The following is a 16106-nucleotide window of genomic DNA, read 5'->3' on the forward strand; positions in this document are numbered from 1 at the left end:
CGAACGCGTCCACGGTTTTCGTATCCTCGGCACGAAGGTCGGATCCGTGACCGATGTCACGGTGGGCGCGACACCCCGTTCCGGAGGAGGCAGCGTTGCCGGTCCACCCCCAAGCCCAGGCCCTGCTCGACGCGCTCGAGGCGCAGGGCATGCCGCCGTTCCCGCAGATGACCGTCCCGACGGCCCGCGCCGCGACCAAGGGCTTCCTCGACCTGCAGGGCGAGCCCGAGCCGATCGCCGTCGAGGAGCGGCGGATCCCCGGCCCGGCCTCGCAGCTCCCCGTCCGCATCTACACGCCGGACGGTGCGGGCCCCCGCCCGCTCGTCGTCTACTTCCACGGCGGCGGCTGGGTCATCGGGGACCTGGACATCGTCGACCGGCCGCTGCGGTCCATCGCCAACCGCTCCGGTGCCGTCGTGGTCTCCGTGGACTACCGGCTGGCCCCCGAGCACGTCGCGCCCGCCGCGTTCGACGACTGCTACGCGGCCACGGTCTGGGCCGCCGAGCACGCGGCGGAGCTGGGGGCGGACGCGTCGAGGCTCGTCGTGGCGGGGGACTCCGCGGGCGGTCACCTCGCCGCGTCCGTGGCGCAGGCGGCGCTGGACCGCGGCGGCCCCGCGATCGCGGCGCAGGTCCTGCTGTTCCCGGTCACCGACTTCGCCTTCACCACCCCGAGCTACTCCGAGAACGCGGACGGCAAGCTGCTCACCCGCGGCGCGATGGAGTGGTTCTGGGCCCACTACCTCGGCGCGCAGTCCGACGACATCGAGTACCTGTGCCCCGGCCGGCGCGCGGACCTCTCCGGGCTGCCCCCCGCCTACGTCGCCACCGCGGAGTACGACCCGCTGCGGGACGAGGGGGAGGCCTACGCCACGAAGCTCGAGGCCGCGGGTGTGCCGGTCACGCGGAAGCGCTTCGAGGGCCTGCTGCACGACTTCCTGTGGACCCTCGGCGCCACCCCGGTCGGCGCGCCGATCCTCGACGAGGTCGCCGACGCCGTCCGGAAGGCCTGAGGCGGGCGCGGCTCCGGCCGGGCGCGCCATCGTCGTCGCGCCCGGCCGGACACTTGTCACCCGTGCCTCCGGCACCGAGAGTGGAGAGGTGCCCACAACGACGTCGGAGGCCACGGTCGGGGCCGTCGTCCGTGCCGTCGCGGGGGCCCTGGGGCGCCGCGTCGTGGAGACCTCCGACGCGCTGAGCACGTTCATGGCGACCGAGATCGACGAGCTCGACGGCGATCCGCGCATCCTCGAGCTGCTGGGGGCGTCCGTCGAGGGCAACGTCGAGACGATCGTGCACATGCTCGCGCACGAGATCCCGACCGAGCGGGTCGAACCGCCCTCGGCCGCCTTCGAGTACGCCCGCAGGCTGGCCCAGCGTGGGGTCCCCGCCAACGCCCTGCTCCGGGCCTACCGGATCGGCCACGACCGGCTGCTGGACTTCCTGTTCGCCGAGCTCGACCGGGTGTGCTCGGACCCCCGGGTCGCGCTCGCCGCCGCGCGCAGGCTGGTCGCGGACACCTTCCGCTACGTGGACTGGATCTGCGGGCAGGTCACCGAGGTCTACGAGGAGGAGCGCGAGCGCTGGCTCGCCAACCGGGACACCGTGCGGGCCGGGCGGGTCCGCGCGCTGCTCGACGGCGACTCGACCGACCTGGAGGCCGCCGAGGCCACGCTGGGGTACGCGTTGCGCGGCCCGCACCTGGCCCTCGTGGCCTGGTCCACCGACGGCGCCGCCGCCGGACGGGCCGTGGGCGGGCTGGCCGACGGGCTGGGCAGGCGGGCCCTGAGCATCGCCTACGACCACGGCACCACCTGGGCGTGGCTCCCGGTCGGGCGGGGCACCCGGGCGTCGGACGTCGCCGCCCTCGCCGCCGAGCCGCCCGCGGGGGTGCGGCTCGCCGTGGGCGAGCCCGGCTCCGGGCTCGAGGGGTTCCGGGAGAGCCACCGGCAGGCGCTCCGGGCCCAGGCGGTGGCGCTCGCCGCGGGACCGGACGCCGCCGCGGTCACCCTGTTCGCGGACGTCGCGTCGGTGTCGCTGCTGACCACCGACCTCGCCGCGGCGCGCTCGTGGGTCGCGGACACCCTGGGCGGGCTCGCCGTCGACACCGTGGCCCACGCCCGGCTGCGCGAGACCCTGTTGATCTTCCTGGACACCGGCGGCAGCTACACGGCGGCCGCCGAACAGCTGATGCTGCACCGCAACTCGGTGCGTTACCGGGTCGGGCGCGCGGAGCGCGAGCTCGGCCGCCCGCTCGCCGACGCGCGGATGGACATCGAGCTGGCGCTGCACGCCTGCCGTCGACTCGGGCGCGCGGTGCTTACTTCTCGGTAGGGTGGATCCGTGAGCGTCTGCAAGGTCGAGGTCGACCCCGCCGAGCTGGGGTTCGACGCCGCCCGTCTGTCCAGGATCGACTCCCACTTCGCGAAGTACGTCGACGACGGGAGGCTCGCGGGCTGGTCCCTCGCGGTCGCCCGGCGGGGTCGGCTGGCGCACGTCGCGCACTACGGCAGGCGGGACGTGGAGGAGGACCTCCCCGTCACCGACGACACGGTCTGGCGCATCTACTCGATGACCAAGCCGATCACCTCGGTCGCCGCGCTGATGCTGTGGGAGGAGGGGCTGCTCGAGCTCACCGACCCGGTGTCCCGCTACATCCCGTCCTTCGCGGACATGCGGGTCTACACCGGCGGGTCGGCGGCCAACCCGGGCACGGTGCCCGCGACCGAGCCGGTGCGGATCTGGCACCTGCTGACCCACACCGCGGGGCTCACCTACGGCTTCCACCACGCCCACGCCGTGGACGAGATGTACCGCGCCAAGGGCCACGAGTTCGGCGCCCCGCGCGGGCAGGACCTCGCCGCGGCGTGTGACGTCTGGGCGAGCCTGCCGCTGCTGTTCCAGCCGGGCACCGAGTGGAACTACGGCGTCAACACCGACGTGCTCGGCCGCGTCGTCGAGGTGGCGTCCGGGCAGTCCCTCGACGTGTTCTTCCAGGAGCGGATCTTCGACCCGCTCGGCATGGTCGACACCGGGTTCCAGGCCCGGGACGTCTCCCGGCTGGCCACCCTGTACCTGCCGAAGCCCGGCGGCGGGCTGGTCCGCTCCGCCGCGATGGGGGACGCGATCACCGCCGAGCCCACGATGCTCTCCGGCGGCGGGGGGCTGGCCTCGACCCTGTACGACTACCACCGCTTCACCCAGATGCTGGCAGGAGGTGGCGAGCTCGACGGCGTCCGGCTGCTCGGCCCGCGCACGCTGGCCTACGCCACCCGCAACCACCTGCCCGACAACGCGGACCTGCAGACCTTCGGCCGGCCGATCTTCGCCGAGTCCACCTACCTCGGCACCGGGTTCGGGCTCGGGTTCTCCGTGGTCGTCGACCCGGCGGCGGGCAAGCAGCTGCAGTCGCCCGGCGAGTACGGGTGGGGCGGCCTGGCCAGCACCACGTTCACCGTGTTCCCGGAGGAGGACCTCACGGTCGTCTTCCTGACCCAGCTGATGCCCTCCAGCACCTACCCGATCCGTCCGCAGCTGCGGACGCTCGTCTCCCAGGCGGTGGTCTCGTGACTGTTCCGGTCCAACCCCGAGGGAACGCCGTCGTGGCGTTCGTCGTCCGGGTCGTCGTGGTCGCGATCGCCCTCGCCGTCGCCGTGTGGCTGGTCAACGGCATCGAGCTCGGCGCCACCTCCACCGGCGGCAAGATCGGCACGCTGCTCGTGGTGGCGCTGATCTTCGGCATCGTGAACGCGGTGCTCAAGCCGATCATCAAGGTGATCGGCTGCCCGCTCTACGTGCTGACCCTGGGCCTGTTCGGCCTGGTCGTGAACGCCCTGCTGTTCTGGCTGGTCGGCACGCTGTCCAGCGGCGTCGGGCTGCCGTTCGTGGTCGAGGGCTTCTGGCCGGGCTTCTGGGGCGCCATCGTGGTCGCCGTCGTCGGCTTCGTGCTGCACCTGATCATCCCGGACGGCATCGACCGCCGCTGACCCCGCGTCGTTCTAGACGGGCCAGGTCTCCTCGCGGTAGCCGCCGTCCCAGAACATCCACTCGTAGCGGCTGGTCGTGGTGAAGTGGTGGCGCATGCGGGCCAGCTCGGCGGCGGAGACGGTCTCGCCGATCGCGTCGGTCGCCGCCAGCACGTCGTCGACGACCTGCTGGAACTCCGCGCCGCCGTAGGTCGCGATCCAGCGGGCGTAGAGCGGGTCGGGGGAGCCCGCCTCGACGAGGTGCTCACCGACCCGCGCGTAGATCCAGTAGCAGGGCAGCACCGCCGCGACGGCTTCGGCGTACGAGCCCGAGTACGCGGCGGCCAGCAGGTAGGAGACGTAGGCCTGGGTCGCGGGCGCCACGGGCAGGGCCGCGGCGGCCTCGGCGGTCAGGTCGAGCGCCCCGAGCAGCTCGGTGTGCAGCTCCTGTTCGGCGGCGATGGCGCCGCCCGCGTGCGCGCAGAACATCGTCAGGGCGTGCTCGTCCGGGGCCTTCGCGGCGCACAGCGCCAGCGCGCGGGCGTATCCGCGCAGGTAGTGGGCGTCCTGGACGATGTAGTGACGGAACGCCGAGTGGGGGAGCGTGCCGTCGGTCAGGCCGGTGACGAACGGGTGGGCGAGGATCGCCTCGTAGATCTCGGAGGCGTCGGCCCAGAGGACGTCGGTCGTGCGCATGATCTCGACCCTAATCGGTGTCGCGGTGCGTGATCGTGTGCTGACCCGCTGTCGACGTCGACGCCCTTTGTAGTGGATCTTGCACGATTCGTGTGCGTTGAGTGAGAGGTCAGTCACTCTTCGGTTACGATGACATCTGCCGGTAAACGGGGTGGGTCACGATGAAGCATCCCGGATGGCGACTCAGCGCAGAGGGCGCGCAACCGGCCCGCACGTCCATCGCCTGTGGAGGTGAGTGCAATGAGTCCCGTTCCCATGGACCATCACGAGAAGATGCGGCTGCGCGCAGCGGCGTTCCGGGTCACCCGGCTCTACCCCGGCCCGGTCGGCGAGGTGCTCTCTCGCGAGCTCCTGACCTGGGAGGAGTTCGGCTACCGCCTCGGTGGCGGGCAGCTGGTCATGCGCCTGGTCGACCACGTGCTCAAGACCCCGCTCAACGCGGACGGACAGAGCGGCGTGGCCGCCTGAGCCTCCCTCACGGGACCTGCAGGGTCATCGGCGTCGTCTGCGGCGGAGCAGGGCCGTCCGTCGCACCGGCCACGGCGCCGCCCAGGACGAGCATCGCCGCGAGCGTGACGAGGCTGCCCGTCCGCGCCACCACGGCGTAGGCGGCGGCCCCGGCTCCGCGCACCGCGGGGCTGACCCGTGAGTACTGCACGGGCTCGACCGGTCGCAGCGGCGAGGCGACCGGCACACGCGAGCGCTCCGGCAGGCGCACCGCGGACGGTGCGGCCCGGTGAGCTCCCCGCGACTGCCGCGGGACCGCCACCGGCGGCCGCACCGTGGAGACGGTGGGCGCGGTGGGGGTCACGGGCAGGACGGTCACGTGGATGTGATCGAGCCGTCATGCACAGTCGTTAGCGGTGTGCGGCCCGCTCACCCGATCGGTGTCGTCAGCGCTGACGACGCGCGCAGGTCACCGACACCGCCGTTCACCGCAGCCGCTCCCTCAGCTCCCGCTTCAACACCTTGCCCGCGGCGGACACCGGGATCTCGTCGACCAACCGGATCTCCCGGATGCGCTTGTAGGGCAGGACCTGGGCGTTCACGGCGGCGCGGATCGCCTCGGCCTCCTCCTGGGTGCGACCCGGCGCCACGACGAACGCCACGGCGAGCTCGCCGACCTCCGGATCGGGCCGCCCGACCACGGCCGCCCCCACCACGCCGTCCTCGCGGAAGAGCAGCTCCTCCAGCTCGCGGGGGTACACGTTGTAGCCCTTGTAGAGCAGCATGTCCTTCGTGCGGTCGACGATCCGCAGGTAGCCGTCCTCATCGAGCACGCCGACGTCCCCGGTGTGCAGCCAGCCGCCCCGCAGGGTCGCCGCGGTCTCCTCGGGCCGGTCCTTGTAGCCGACCATGACCTGCGGCCCGCGGATCACCACCTCGCCGGTCTCGCCGACCGGCACCGGCTCGCCCTCCGGGTCCACGACCCGGACCTCGGTGTCCGGCACCGGCACCCCGACCGTGCCCTGTCTGCGCAGCCCGGACCGGTTCGACGGGTTGGCCGTCGCCCCCATCGTGACCTCGGTGAGGCCGTAGCCCTCGATGATCGCGACGTCCTCCCCCAGCCTGCGGTGCAGTGCCGCGATCATCTCGACGGGCAGCGGCGCGGCCCCCGAGTTCAGCGCTCGGACGCTGGAGAGGTCCCGTTTCGCGAAGTCCGGATGGCGCAGCAGCGCCGCGTACAGCGGGGGAGCGCCCCCCATCGAGGTGGCCCGGAAGCGTTCGACGTCCGCGAGGTAGGCCGCCGGGTCGAACCGCTCGTGCAGGACGCTGGTGGTGCCCGAGAGCAGCGGGATGTTCAGCCCGCCGATGGTCCCCATCGCGTGGAACCAGGGGGTCACGTTGACGACGACGGACTGGCCCAGCCGCACCGGGTACTCCTCGGGCGGGCCCTGGTCGGCGAGCACGATCCCGCCGTCCGAGTCGAGGTCCCAGCGGGTGCCGCTGCCCAGGCAGCCGTACTGCAGGACGTTCGTGACGACGTTGCGGTGCGGCAGCATCACGCCCTTCGAGCGGCCCGTGGTCCCACCCGTGTAGGCCAGGTGCGCGAGCCCGTCCAGGTCGATGTCGATCTCGGGCGCCGTGGTGGGCGCGTCCGCGTGGAAGGCCTCGAAGTCGATCGCGGCGTGGTCGGCGGACCCGTGCTCGGCCAGGCGGACCGCCGGGTCCAGGCCCTGCTCGCGGTTCGTGACCAGCGCGAACCGCAGCGTCTGCGCGGGCACCGCGGGGAACGCCTGCGCCCAGCTGACGATCGCCACGGCACCCGCGTCGGCGAGCTGCGCGGCCAGGTCCGCGGGCGGGAGCAACGGGTTCGCGGGCGTGAACGTGCCGCCCGCGAGCAGGATCCCGTAGTAGGCGATCGCGTACTGCGGGCAGTTGGGCAGGTGGATCGCGACGACGTCCCGGGGACGGATCCCCGCCTCGCGCAGGGCGTTCGCGAACGCGCACGCCCGCTCGTACAGCTGCGTGTAGGTCAGCTCGCGCGTGCCGTAGTGCAGGGCGACGCGGTCCTGCCAGCGCCGCGCCGAGCCCGCGAGCACCGCTCCCACCGGGACCTCGGGGTAGCTCATCGGGAACCGCCGGGGGTGAAGGAGACGGGCAGGTGCTTGATCCCGTTGATGAACATGGACTGCAGCCGCCGGGGCTCACCGGTGACCGCGATGTCCGGGATCCGGGTCAGCAGCTCGCGGAACATCACCGACATCTCGCGGCGGGCGAGGTGGGCGCCGAGGCAGAAGTGCGGGCCGGGGCCGCCGAACCCGACGTGCGGGTTGGGGGAGCGCCGCACGTCGAACCGGTCCGGGTCCGGGAAGTGGGCGGGGTCCCGGTTCGCGGCCCAGTAGAACAGCGCGACCTTGGCGCCCGCCTCGAGCGTGGTCTCGCCGAGGACGGCGGGCTCCGCGAGCGTGCGCCGCATGTAGATCACCGGCGAGGCCAGGCGGACGATCTCGTCGACGGCGGTCGGGGTGACGCCGTCGACGTCCGCGAGCCACACCGCGCGCTGGTCCGGGTTCTCGGTGAGCAGCTGCAGGCCCCAGCTGATCCCGTTGCGGGTGGTCTCGTTGCCCGCCACCACGAGCAGGATGAAGAAGCTCGCCAGCTCCTCCGGGGTGAGCCGCTCGCCGTCGAGCTCGGCGGTCACCAGGGCGGAGGTGAGGTCGTCCGTCGGGTTGCGCCTGCGCACCGCCCCGAGGTCCGTCATCAGCGCGGACAGCTCGCCGCCCGCGGTGAGCAGCGCGGTCACGACGTCCGTGCCCTCGGTCCGGTACTCCGGGTCCTGCGCGCCGAGGATGACGTTCGTGCGGTCGAACACGAAGCGGTGCTGGGACTCCGGGATGCCCATCAGGTCGCACACGATGGTGAGCGGCAGGACCGCGGAGATCTCGGTGACCGCGTCGCACTCGCCGCGGTCGATCACGTCGTCCACGATCCGGGTGGCGGCCCGTTCCACGTCCTCGACGAGCATCCCCAGCCGGCGCGGGGTGAAGCCCCGGGACACGATGCGGCGCAGCCGGGCGTGCCGCGGGTCGTCGAGATTGATCATGGAGCCGAAGAACTCGCGGAACTCCGGCGGCTGGTCCACCACCGAGGTGGCGCCTGCCCCCGAGGTGAACACCTGCGGGGTCCGGCTGGCCGTCACGACGTCGTCCAGGCGGGTCACCGCGTAGAAGCCGGGCCCGGGTGCCAGATAGCCGAAGTCCGGCTCGGCGTAGAACGCGACGGGATCGTGGTCGCGGAGCCAGGCGAAGGCGGCCGCCCGCTCCTCGACGGGGCGGGTCCAGAAGCCCTCGATGTCCGACAGGTCCGGGCGCTGGTGGGTGAGCGGCATCCGTGCGGTCCTCCCTGCCGGTCGACGGTGACCGGCACCACAACAGTCTAGTTACTGAACGGTCGCTCGGGGAGGGATGACGCCACGTTCGTACCCGATCGCCACGGCCTCGGTGCGGCTGGAGGCGCCGAGCTTGGCCATGACCCGGGACAGGTGCACCGACACGGTCTTCTCGGAGATGTAGAGCGCCTCGCCCACCTGGCGGTTGGTGCGGCCCTCGGCGACCAGCTTCAGCACCGCGTGCTCCCGCGGGGTCAGCGGACCCGCCCCGCTCGCCCCGCCGGTCGCGGCCTCGGCCGCAGAGACGCCCGCCGACGGGGCCCGAGCGGTCGCGACCGCGGCGCCCGCCCGCTCGGCGGCGGCCCGCACCGCGGCGGCGAGGGGCTCGGCGCCGATCCGGTCGGCGATCTCCAGTGCGGCCGCGAGGTCCGCGGCGGCCTCCTCGCGCAGCCTGCCCGCCGCTGCCCGGTCGACCCGCGCCCGGTCGGTGCGTCCCCGGTCGACCTGGCCGCCCGCGAGCCGCAGCGCCGCCTCGGCCCGGCGCAGCAGGGCCTCGGCCTGGCGGTACACCTCGCCGTAGCCGAAGGCCTCGACGACCTCGCTCCAGACGGCCGGATCGTCCTCCCCGCGCACCCGGGCGGCCTCCGCGCGGGCCCGGGCGAGCCAGGCCCGGCCCTCCACCCCGACCACCCCGCTGCGGGGGGTGCCGTGCGCCGCCGCCGCCTCGGCGGTGCCGAGCAGGGTCTCGGCGGGACCCGCGGCCCCGCCGACGGGCAGCGCGGCGATCCCGAGCGCGGCGAGCGAGATCGAGGCCAGGTGGTGCGGGACCAGCCGGTCCAGGTCGGCGAGTGCCGTCTCCACCCGGCGGATCGCCTCGGCGGTGTCCCCGCGCAGCCGGGCCGCCTCCGCGCCCGCCTGCCCCAGCAGCAGGACGACCTGGTCGTCCTGCTGGTCCCTTGAGTCCAGCGCATGCCAGCGTGCCTCCGCCTCGGCCAGCCGCCCGCGTCCCACGGCCACGAGCAGCCCGGCCGCGGCGAGCCGCCCCGCGATCGCGGGCCCCACCCGGGCGCCGCCGAGCCGGGCCGTGCGTTCGGCGGCCGCCCACTGCCCCGCCATGAACTCGCTGACGAGCTGGGCGACCCGCATGTCCATGCCGTAGGCGCTCCAGGTCGTGCCCGTCTCGGTGGCCCGCGCGCCGCCCGCCGCGAACTCCGCGGCCGCCTCGGCCAGCGACCCCTCCTCCAGGAACGACATCCCGCGGTTGTAGAAGATCCGCAGCTCGACGCCGGTGTTCCCGGACCCGCGGGCCTGCGGCAGCGCCTCGGTCAACAGCTCCCGGCTGCGGGTGGGCCTGCCCTCGAACTCCTCGAGCACCGCCAGGCTGATCAGCGCGTCCGCCTCCACCGCCGCCACGTCCTGCAGGGCCTCGGTGAGCGCCACGTCCGCCCGGCCCGCACCCGACTCCCACACCCCGGCGACCCCGACGACCCCGACGACCGCTGCCCCCACTCCGGCCGACCCGCGCAGCGCCTCGCGGGCGGCGCGGGCCACGCGCAGCGCCTCCTCGCCGTGCTCCCGCAGACCCGCAACCTCGTCCGTCCGCCACAGTGCCCGGGCGAGGATGGCGTGCGCCCAGGCCAGCTCGGCCCCGGGCGGTCGCCCCTCCAGCAGGGCGATCGCCTCGCGCGCGGCGGCGATCGCGCCCGTTCCGCCGTCCATGCGCTCGAGGAGCCGGATCGCGTGGCGCACCCGGACGTCCGCCGCGCGCTCGGGATCGTCCAGCCCGTCGGCCAGCTCGAGGGCACGCCCGCTCAGGGCCAGACCGCGCTCGGGGTCCCCGGTCGCGCTCGCCGACCAGGCGGCCCACAGCGTGACCGTGAGCTCGTCCACGCCGGCCACGGCCTCCGCGTCCGGCACGGCGGGCCAGAGCTCGACCGCGCGTTCGGCGTGGCGCAGGACCTCCGCGGGGGCGCCGAGGCGGTCCGCGTCCCGCGCGGCCTGCACGCCCGCCGCCAGGGCGCGGGGCAGATCGTGCGCGGCCAGGGCGTGGTGTGCGAGCGCCGCGGCGGGCGAGGGCCCCAGCCGGGTGTCCCGGCCCCCCGGGCGGGCCATCCGCGCGGTGATCAGGTCGGCGTAGCGGGCGTGGAGGCGGCCCCGCTCGCCGGGCAGGAGATCGGCGTAGACCGCCTCCCGGAGCAGGGCGTGGCGGAAGGCGAGCTCGCCGTGGGTGTCCGCCACCAGCACCTGGTGGGCCACCGCCTCGCGCACCGCGTCGGTGAACGCGCCCGGATCCAGGTCGCTCACCTCGGCGAGGGTGTCCTCCGCGACGCTGCGCCCGGCGACCGCGGCCACCCGCAGCACCTGGCGCGCGGGGGCGGGCAGCCGCTCGAAGCGGGTGAGCAACACGTCCGCCAGCCCCTCCGGCAGCCCCCCGCCGCCCGCGGCCGACACCAGCTCCTCGGCGAAGAACGCGTTCCCCTCGCTGCGCTCGGCCAGGCCGCGGAGCTCCGCCTCACCGAGTCCCAGATCCGCGGCCAGCGAGCTGACCAGCGCGAACGCGTCCGAGGGTGGAAGTGGTGCGAGGTCGAGCCGCTCGATCGTCGGGAGCCGCACGAGCTCGGCGAGCACCGGCCGCAGCGGGTGCCTGCGGTGCAGGTCGTCCGCCCGGTAGGTCGCGACCACCAGGAGCCGCTGCTCGGCCAGCCGGGACAGCAGGAACACCAGCAGGTCCCGGCTGGAGCGGTCCGCCCAGTGCAGGTCCTCGACCACCGCCACCACCGGCCGGTCCAGGGTGCCGAGCGCCGAGAGCAGTGCCTCGAAGACCTGGAGCTGGCCCAGCTCCCGCCCCCCGCGCTCGGTGTCCGACCCGTCCGGGGTGAGCCTGCGCAGGCCGGGGTGCGCGGCGACCGGCTCGGGGCCGAGCTGGCCGACGATCTCCGTGAACGGCAGGTAGGGCAGCTCGGCCCCCGCCGTGTCGAGGCAACGCCCGACCAGCACCAGCGCGTCTCCCGCCGCGGCGGTCAGCTCCGCGACCAGCCGCGACTTGCCGACCCCCGCGTCCCCGGAGACCAGCACGCCGCCCGCCCGACCCGCCCTGGCCCGCTCCAGGGCGGCCAGGAGGACGGACCGCTCGGCCCGGCGGCCGACCAGCCCGATCCCCACTCCCGGTCTCGGCATGGTGGTCATGCTCGCACGGCCCCCCGACGGAACCGCCCCGTCTCGGCCCCACCGCCCGGGTTGTCCACAGGTCCGCGGGATCGGGCTCAGCGGGCGGCGGCGGGCACCCGGCGCTGCGGCGGTGTGGACTCGGGCGGGTGGGGTGGTGCGGGTGGTGCGGGCGCCCGCTCGCTGCGCCGCCACCGCCGGGCGAGGGTCGCCAGGCGGGCGGTGCGGGCCTCGGCCAGCAGCTCGCCGCGCCGCTCGTCCACCAGGGTCTGCAGGAAGGTCACGTCGGTACTCATGACGAGAACACTCCGCCTGAGGCCCCCGCCCGGACATCGGGCGATCACGTACTCCTGGGGCCCGCGGCCGGGTGCGGGGTAAGGGGTGAGACCTCAGTCCCGACGTCAGGGCCGACGTCAGGGCCGCCCTCAGTCCCGCAGCAGGCCGCGCCGGTACGCCGGGACCAGCCTGCGCGGCACCCGCAGGCGGCGCCCGTCGACCGTGATCTCCACCAGGTCCGGCGCCTGGGCCTTCCACTGCGCCCGCCGCGATCGCGTGTTGCTCCGGGACGTCCTCCGCTTCGGCACCGCCATGTCAGTGCTCCTCTCCCCGGGCGAGCCCGGACTCGGCGACCGTGTCGTCGGCGCGGACGCGCTCGTCGCACGGGTCGGTGTGGGCGAAGCCGAACGGGTCGGGGAACTCCCACGGCCCCGCCAGCTCCGCATCGGTCAGCAGGGCGCCCTCCAGGGCCGCCCGCACGGCGTCGAGGCCCTCGGCGTCCAGGGCGTGGGCCAGCACCACCACGTCCTGTGCCCGGTCGCCGAAGCGCGGGTGCCAGCCGAGCGCGGCGATCGCCGCCCGCTCCGGCGGCACGGACTCCCAGGCGTCCGGCGACTGCTCGGCCAGCCACGTGCCCGCCCCGCCGATCCGCAGCCCGCCGCCCGCCGACTCCAGCCAGAGGACCTCCGCAGGCCGGGTGGCCAGCCAGATCCGTCCGCGCACCCGCACGATCCCCTCCAGCAGCAGGTCGATCGCCGCGTGGAGCCGGTCGGGGTGGAACGGTCGCCGCGCCGAGAACGCCAGCAGCCGGACGCCGCAGTCCGCCTCCAGCGGCGGGGAGCCGCGCAGCAGGGAGGCGTGCACGTCGTCGGGGTCGCCCCGGCGGGCCTCGGCGTGGGCCCGGCGCAGCAGCACCAGGTCGTCGTCCAGGGCCGCCAGGTGCGCCCGGATCGCGGTCGGGGCCAGCCGGGCCAGCACCGCGTCGGTGCGCGCCTGCTCCCAGGCGTCGACGGCGCCGGTGTGCACGATCAGGTCGGCGAACTCCGCCTGCGCGACGACGACCTGGGCGACGGTGCGGTCGTCGTCCGGCAGGTCGGCGAGCCCCCGCTCCCCGACCTGCTCGTCCCCGCTCGCGTCGTCCAGCCAGGTCCGGGCGTCGAGCGCGGTGACGACGCCGCGGACGTCCACCGCGTCGGCGAGGGGGCCGTCGCCGATCACGACGTGCTGCAGCGCCCAGCACACCTGCTCGGGTTCGAGCACCGGGTCGAGGTGCAGCACGATCCGCTCGACCCGCCCGGCCAGGGAGCGCACCAGCGGCAGCAGGTCGAGGCGCAGCGTGCAGGACACGCAGCCGTGCGCGAGCCGCAGCGTCTCCCGGTCGTCCCGGTGCCGGTCGCGGATGCGCCGGCGCACGATCCCGGCCCCGACGTCGTCGAGCGCGTGGTGGATCACCACGGCGTCCGGGTCGGCGGTGCGGACGCGGTCGATCACCCGCTCGACGCCGACGGGTTCCAGACCGGTCACGACCAGCAGCTCGGTCACGGCTCCTCCTCGGGAAGGGGTTCGGGGGGCGAGGTGTTACTGTAAACGACAACCGTTTCCATATCGAGAGGAGGGTGGCGTGGCAGGCAAGTCCGCCGCCGTGCGGCCGATCGTGAAGCTGCGTTCGACCGCTGGAACGGGCACGACCTACGTGACCCGCAAGAACCGCCGGAACGACCCGGACCGGCTGGTGCTCAAGAAGTACGACCCGCGCGTGCGCGCGCACGTCGAGTTCAGGGAGGAGCGCTGATGCCGCGCCCCGACCGCCCGGTGCGCAAGAAGCGGAACCCGCTCAAGAAGGGTCAGGAGATCGACTGGAAGGACACCGCACTGCTGCGCACCTTCATCTCCGACCGGGGCAAGATCCGGGCGCGCCGGGTGACCGGGCTGACCCCGCAGCAGCAGAAGCGGGTCGCGGTCGCCATCCGCAACGCCCGCGAGATGGCGCTGCTGCCCTACCCGGGGACCGGCCGGTGAGGTGTCAGCTCACCGGTCGCGAGCCGGGCTTCGGGAAGCAGGTCTCGCACTCGCACGTCCGCACGAGTCGGCGCTGGGACCCGAACGTCCAGGTCAAGTCGTACTGGTTGGCGTCGGAGGGGCGGCGGGTGCGGCTGCGGCTCTCGGCGAAGGGCATCAAGACCGTGGACAAGATCGGGATCGAGGCGGCCGTCGCCCGGATCCGCGCGCGGGGGGAGAAGGTCTGATGGCGAGCACGGCGAAGATCGCCGCGAACGAGCGGCGCAAGAAGATCGTGGCCCGCCACGCCGAGCGCCGCCGCGAGCTCAAGGAGATCATCCGCACCGATCCCGCGCGGCGCGCGGAGGCGCAGCGCGAGCTGAACCGCCAGCCGCGGGACGCGAGCGCCACGCGCGTCCGCAACCGGGACTCGACCGACGGCCGCCCGCGCGGCTACCTCGGCAAGTTCGGCGTCTCGCGGGTGCGGCTGCGCGAGCTCGCCCACGCCGGGATGCTGCCGGGAGTCACCAAGTCCAGCTGGTGAACGCGGTGCGGGACCCCCGTGCAGGGGGTCCCGCGCGGCGTTGTGTAGAGTTCTCCACGGCTCGCAGGGGAAACCCTGCAAGACCGCGCCGCCCCTTTAGCTCAGTCGGCAGAGCGTCTCCATGGTAAGGAGAAGGTCTACGGTTCGATTCCGTAAAGGGGCTCCGAGCGGGACTCGGTGACGAGGCTCGCAAGGCGGTGTAGCTCAGGTGGTAGAGCAAGCGGCTCATAATCGCTGTGTCGCCGGTTCAAGTCCGGCCACCGCTACACATTCGACGAACAACAGCTGGTCAGCAGGAAGAGGCACTCCCATGGGCAAGGCGACGGACGTCCGTCCGAAGATCACTCTTGCGTGCGAGGAGTGCAAGCACCGCAACTACATCACCAAGAAGAACCGGCGGAACGACCCCGACCGGCTCGAGGTGAAGAAGTTCTGCCCGAACTGCGGCACCCACCGCGCGCACCGCGAGACCCGCTGATCCGTGCCCGACGAGTCCTTCGTCGGGCGGGCTCTCCCCACCACCGGCCCCTTCCAGGTCGGCCGGGAGAAGGTCCGCGAGTTCGCCACCGCGATCGGTGACACGTCCCCGTTGTGCCACGACCCCGAGGTCGCGCGCGCAGCGGGGCATCGTGATGTCGTGGCGCCCCCGACGTTCTCCACGACCTTCACCATGCCGCTGATCGAGGCGTTCCTGAAGGACCCGGCGTTCGGCTGGGACTACACCCGCATGGTCCACGGCGACCAGCGCATCGTGTTCCACCGGCCCATCGTCGCGGGAGACGAGCTGTTCACCACGATCCACGTGGACTCCCTCAGCACGCGCGCGGGCAGCCACATGCTGACCCTGCGCTGCGAGGTGGCCACCGCGGACGAGCCCGTCGCCACGACGACGAGCCTGCTGGTGACCCAGGCATGAGCGAGCCGGACCCCGTCGTCGCGGGCACCGAGCTGCCGCCGCTGGAGCTGCGGTTCACCCGCGCGGACCTCGTCCGCTACGCGGGCGCCTCCGGCGACCTGAACCCCATCCACTGGAGCGACCGCGTCGCCGGGATCGCGGGCCTGCCGGGCGTGATCGCGCACGGCATGTTGACCCTCGGCGCCGCCGGTCGGATCGTCACCGACTGGGTCGGCGACCCCGCCCGGATCCGCAGCTACGGCGCCCGCTTCACCCGCCCCGTCCTGGTCCCGGACGACGACGAGGGGGCCACCGTGCTCGTCACCGCGAGGGTCACCGGCGTCTCCGACGGGATCGCGAAAGTGGACATCAAGGCCGTCTACGACGGCAAGGGCGTTCTCGGGCGCGCGCAGGCCGAGGTTCTGCTCCCCGAGTAGGTGTGTCCTGTTGCTCCGATGGCGCGGGAGGGCCAGTCTGCGTCCCGACGATCCGTCGACGTGAGGAGCAGCACGGTGAAGTTCGGCAAGCTCGTGGACAAGGCCTGGGAAGAGAAGACCGCGGACGAGATCCTCAAGGCGCCGCCGTCCGCGCTCGAGGGCCTCACCGAGAAGCACGACGAGCAGCTGGCCGCCTTCGGCATCAAGACCGTCGGTGACCTCGCGAAGTGGAAGTACGCGAAGCGCGCCGCCGCACTGGCGGACCTCGCCGACACCGACAAGTAGAACGCCGAAGGGC

At 73.8% G+C, this 16106-nt stretch carries 21 protein-coding genes and 2 tRNA genes; 15 read left to right on the forward strand and 8 right to left on the reverse strand.

Annotated elements, in window-relative coordinates:
• The first annotated feature begins 95 nt into the window (after window positions 1-95).
• The 4 genes from L3X23_RS30305 (at window position 96) to L3X23_RS30320 (ending at window position 3986) form a co-directional block, all read left to right on the forward strand.
• Window positions 96-1013 (forward strand): alpha/beta hydrolase, encoded by a 918-nt coding sequence (locus tag L3X23_RS30305; protein WP_237196558.1) that lies wholly within the window; start codon window positions 96-98, stop codon window positions 1011-1013.
• Between the two features lie 88 nt (window positions 1014-1101).
• Window positions 1102-2334 (forward strand): CdaR family transcriptional regulator, encoded by a 1233-nt coding sequence (locus L3X23_RS30310; protein ID WP_237196560.1) that lies wholly within the window; start codon window positions 1102-1104, stop codon window positions 2332-2334.
• A gap of 9 nt (window positions 2335-2343) precedes the next feature.
• Window positions 2344-3570: a serine hydrolase gene (locus L3X23_RS30315; protein WP_237196562.1), complete on the forward strand. Its 1227-nt coding sequence runs from the start codon at window positions 2344-2346 to the stop codon at window positions 3568-3570.
• Entirely contained in the window at window positions 3567-3986 is a 420-nt protein-coding gene (locus tag L3X23_RS30320) for a phage holin family protein (protein ID WP_237196565.1), read from the forward strand. The genes L3X23_RS30315 and L3X23_RS30320 overlap by 4 nt, the downstream gene beginning before the upstream one ends.
• A 12-nt stretch (window positions 3987-3998) precedes the next feature.
• Here the strand turns inward: L3X23_RS30320 and tenA are convergent, their stop codons facing one another.
• Window positions 3999-4661: a thiaminase II gene (gene tenA, locus L3X23_RS30325; RefSeq protein ID WP_237196567.1), complete on the reverse strand. Its 663-nt coding sequence runs from the start codon at window positions 4659-4661 to the stop codon at window positions 3999-4001.
• A gap of 240 nt (window positions 4662-4901) precedes the next feature.
• On the opposite strand from tenA, the gene L3X23_RS30330 reads away from it, so the two are divergent.
• Window positions 4902-5129, forward strand: coding sequence for a hypothetical protein (locus L3X23_RS30330; protein ID WP_093076826.1), 228 nt, complete (start codon window positions 4902-4904; stop codon window positions 5127-5129).
• 7 nt (window positions 5130-5136) lie between these two features.
• Here L3X23_RS30330 and L3X23_RS30335 read toward each other — a convergent pair whose 3' ends face one another.
• The 7 genes from L3X23_RS30335 to mrf form a co-directional block, all read right to left on the reverse strand.
• Window positions 5137-5487, reverse strand: coding sequence for a hypothetical protein (locus L3X23_RS30335; RefSeq protein ID WP_237196569.1), 351 nt, complete (start codon window positions 5485-5487; stop codon window positions 5137-5139).
• 106 nt (window positions 5488-5593) lie between these two features.
• On the reverse strand, window positions 5594-7234 hold the full coding sequence (locus L3X23_RS30340; RefSeq protein ID WP_237196571.1) for a class I adenylate-forming enzyme family protein: 1641 nt from the start codon (window positions 7232-7234) through the stop codon (window positions 5594-5596).
• Window positions 7231-8493, reverse strand: a complete 1263-nt coding sequence (locus tag L3X23_RS30345; protein WP_237196573.1) for a cytochrome P450 — start codon at window positions 8491-8493, stop codon at window positions 7231-7233. Before L3X23_RS30345 ends, L3X23_RS30340 begins: the two co-directional genes overlap by 4 nt.
• Before the next feature lie 51 nt (window positions 8494-8544).
• Entirely contained in the window at window positions 8545-11670 is a 3126-nt protein-coding gene (locus L3X23_RS30350; protein WP_237196575.1) for a LuxR family transcriptional regulator, read from the reverse strand.
• Window positions 11671-11756: 86 nt separating this feature from the next.
• Window positions 11757-11954 (reverse strand): hypothetical protein, encoded by a 198-nt coding sequence (locus tag L3X23_RS30355; protein ID WP_237196577.1) that lies wholly within the window; start codon window positions 11952-11954, stop codon window positions 11757-11759.
• Window positions 11955-12083: 129 nt separating this feature from the next.
• Entirely contained in the window at window positions 12084-12248 is a 165-nt protein-coding gene (rpmF, locus tag L3X23_RS30360; protein ID WP_093076844.1) for a 50S ribosomal protein L32, read from the reverse strand.
• A gap of 1 nt (window position 12249) precedes the next feature.
• A complete protein-coding gene (gene mrf, locus L3X23_RS30365; protein ID WP_237196579.1) occupies window positions 12250-13476 on the reverse strand; it encodes a ribosome hibernation factor-recruiting GTPase MRF in 1227 nt (408 codons plus the stop codon).
• Between the two features lie 100 nt (window positions 13477-13576).
• Here mrf and rpmG (L3X23_RS30370) point away from each other — a divergent pair, with 100 nt between their 5' ends.
• The 10 genes from rpmG (L3X23_RS30370) (at window position 13577) to L3X23_RS30415 (ending at window position 16093) form a co-directional block, all read left to right on the forward strand.
• Entirely contained in the window at window positions 13577-13726 is a 150-nt protein-coding gene (rpmG, locus tag L3X23_RS30370; RefSeq protein WP_237198161.1) for a 50S ribosomal protein L33, read from the forward strand.
• Window positions 13726-13953 (forward strand): 30S ribosomal protein S18, encoded by a 228-nt coding sequence (gene rpsR, locus L3X23_RS30375; RefSeq protein ID WP_237196581.1) that lies wholly within the window; start codon window positions 13726-13728, stop codon window positions 13951-13953. The genes rpmG (L3X23_RS30370) and rpsR overlap by 1 nt, the downstream gene beginning before the upstream one ends.
• A complete protein-coding gene (gene rpmB / locus L3X23_RS30380; protein ID WP_237196584.1) occupies window positions 13950-14180 on the forward strand; it encodes a 50S ribosomal protein L28 in 231 nt (76 codons plus the stop codon). Before rpsR ends, rpmB begins: the two co-directional genes overlap by 4 nt.
• The gene (gene rpsN, locus L3X23_RS30385; protein ID WP_237196586.1) at window positions 14180-14476 is read left to right on the forward strand and encodes a 30S ribosomal protein S14; all 297 of its coding nucleotides are present in this window, start codon (window positions 14180-14182) and stop codon (window positions 14474-14476) included. The genes rpmB and rpsN overlap by 1 nt, the downstream gene beginning before the upstream one ends.
• Before the next feature lie 90 nt (window positions 14477-14566).
• Window positions 14567-14639 (forward strand) — tRNA-Thr (locus tag L3X23_RS30390).
• A gap of 30 nt (window positions 14640-14669) precedes the next feature.
• Window positions 14670-14742: transfer RNA gene (locus tag L3X23_RS30395), tRNA-Met, on the forward strand.
• Window positions 14743-14786: 44 nt separating this feature from the next.
• Window positions 14787-14954 (forward strand): 50S ribosomal protein L33, encoded by a 168-nt coding sequence (rpmG, locus tag L3X23_RS30400; RefSeq protein WP_093076862.1) that lies wholly within the window; start codon window positions 14787-14789, stop codon window positions 14952-14954.
• Between the two features lie 3 nt (window positions 14955-14957).
• Window positions 14958-15392 carry a MaoC family dehydratase N-terminal domain-containing protein gene (locus L3X23_RS30405; RefSeq protein ID WP_237196588.1) on the forward strand — a complete coding sequence of 145 codons (435 nt, stop codon included), beginning with the start codon at window positions 14958-14960 and terminating at the stop codon, window positions 15390-15392.
• Window positions 15389-15808 carry a MaoC/PaaZ C-terminal domain-containing protein gene (locus tag L3X23_RS30410; RefSeq protein WP_237196590.1) on the forward strand — a complete coding sequence of 140 codons (420 nt, stop codon included), beginning with the start codon at window positions 15389-15391 and terminating at the stop codon, window positions 15806-15808. The genes L3X23_RS30405 and L3X23_RS30410 overlap by 4 nt, the downstream gene beginning before the upstream one ends.
• A gap of 60 nt (window positions 15809-15868) precedes the next feature.
• Entirely contained in the window at window positions 15869-16093 is a 225-nt protein-coding gene (locus tag L3X23_RS30415; RefSeq protein WP_237196592.1) for a hypothetical protein, read from the forward strand.
• Window positions 16094-16106 lie beyond the last annotated feature (13 nt).

This window comes from Pseudonocardia sp. WMMC193 (assembly GCF_021728735.1).
In the GTDB taxonomy this organism is placed as follows: domain Bacteria; phylum Actinomycetota; class Actinomycetes; order Mycobacteriales; family Pseudonocardiaceae; genus Pseudonocardia; species Pseudonocardia oroxyli.

Coding starts and splice junctions, on each gene's coding strand:
- rpmG (WP_093076862.1), top strand. CDS start 14,787: ATGGGCAAGGCGACGGACGTCCGTCCGAAGATCACTCTTGCGTGCGAG.
- tenA (WP_237196567.1), bottom strand. CDS start 4,661: ATGCGCACGACCGACGTCCTCTGGGCCGACGCCTCCGAGATCTACGAG.
- L3X23_RS30345 (WP_237196573.1), bottom strand. CDS start 8,493: ATGCCGCTCACCCACCAGCGCCCGGACCTGTCGGACATCGAGGGCTTC.
- L3X23_RS30350 (WP_237196575.1), bottom strand. CDS start 11,670: ATGCCGAGACCGGGAGTGGGGATCGGGCTGGTCGGCCGCCGGGCCGAG.
- L3X23_RS30410 (WP_237196590.1), top strand. CDS start 15,389: ATGAGCGAGCCGGACCCCGTCGTCGCGGGCACCGAGCTGCCGCCGCTG.
- rpmF (WP_093076844.1), bottom strand. CDS start 12,248: ATGGCGGTGCCGAAGCGGAGGACGTCCCGGAGCAACACGCGATCGCGG.
- rpsN (WP_237196586.1), top strand. CDS start 14,180: ATGGCGAGCACGGCGAAGATCGCCGCGAACGAGCGGCGCAAGAAGATC.
- L3X23_RS30340 (WP_237196571.1), bottom strand. CDS start 7,234: ATGAGCTACCCCGAGGTCCCGGTGGGAGCGGTGCTCGCGGGCTCGGCG.
- L3X23_RS30330 (WP_093076826.1), top strand. CDS start 4,902: ATGAGTCCCGTTCCCATGGACCATCACGAGAAGATGCGGCTGCGCGCA.
- rpsR (WP_237196581.1), top strand. CDS start 13,726: ATGCCGCGCCCCGACCGCCCGGTGCGCAAGAAGCGGAACCCGCTCAAG.
- L3X23_RS30355 (WP_237196577.1), bottom strand. CDS start 11,954: ATGAGTACCGACGTGACCTTCCTGCAGACCCTGGTGGACGAGCGGCGC.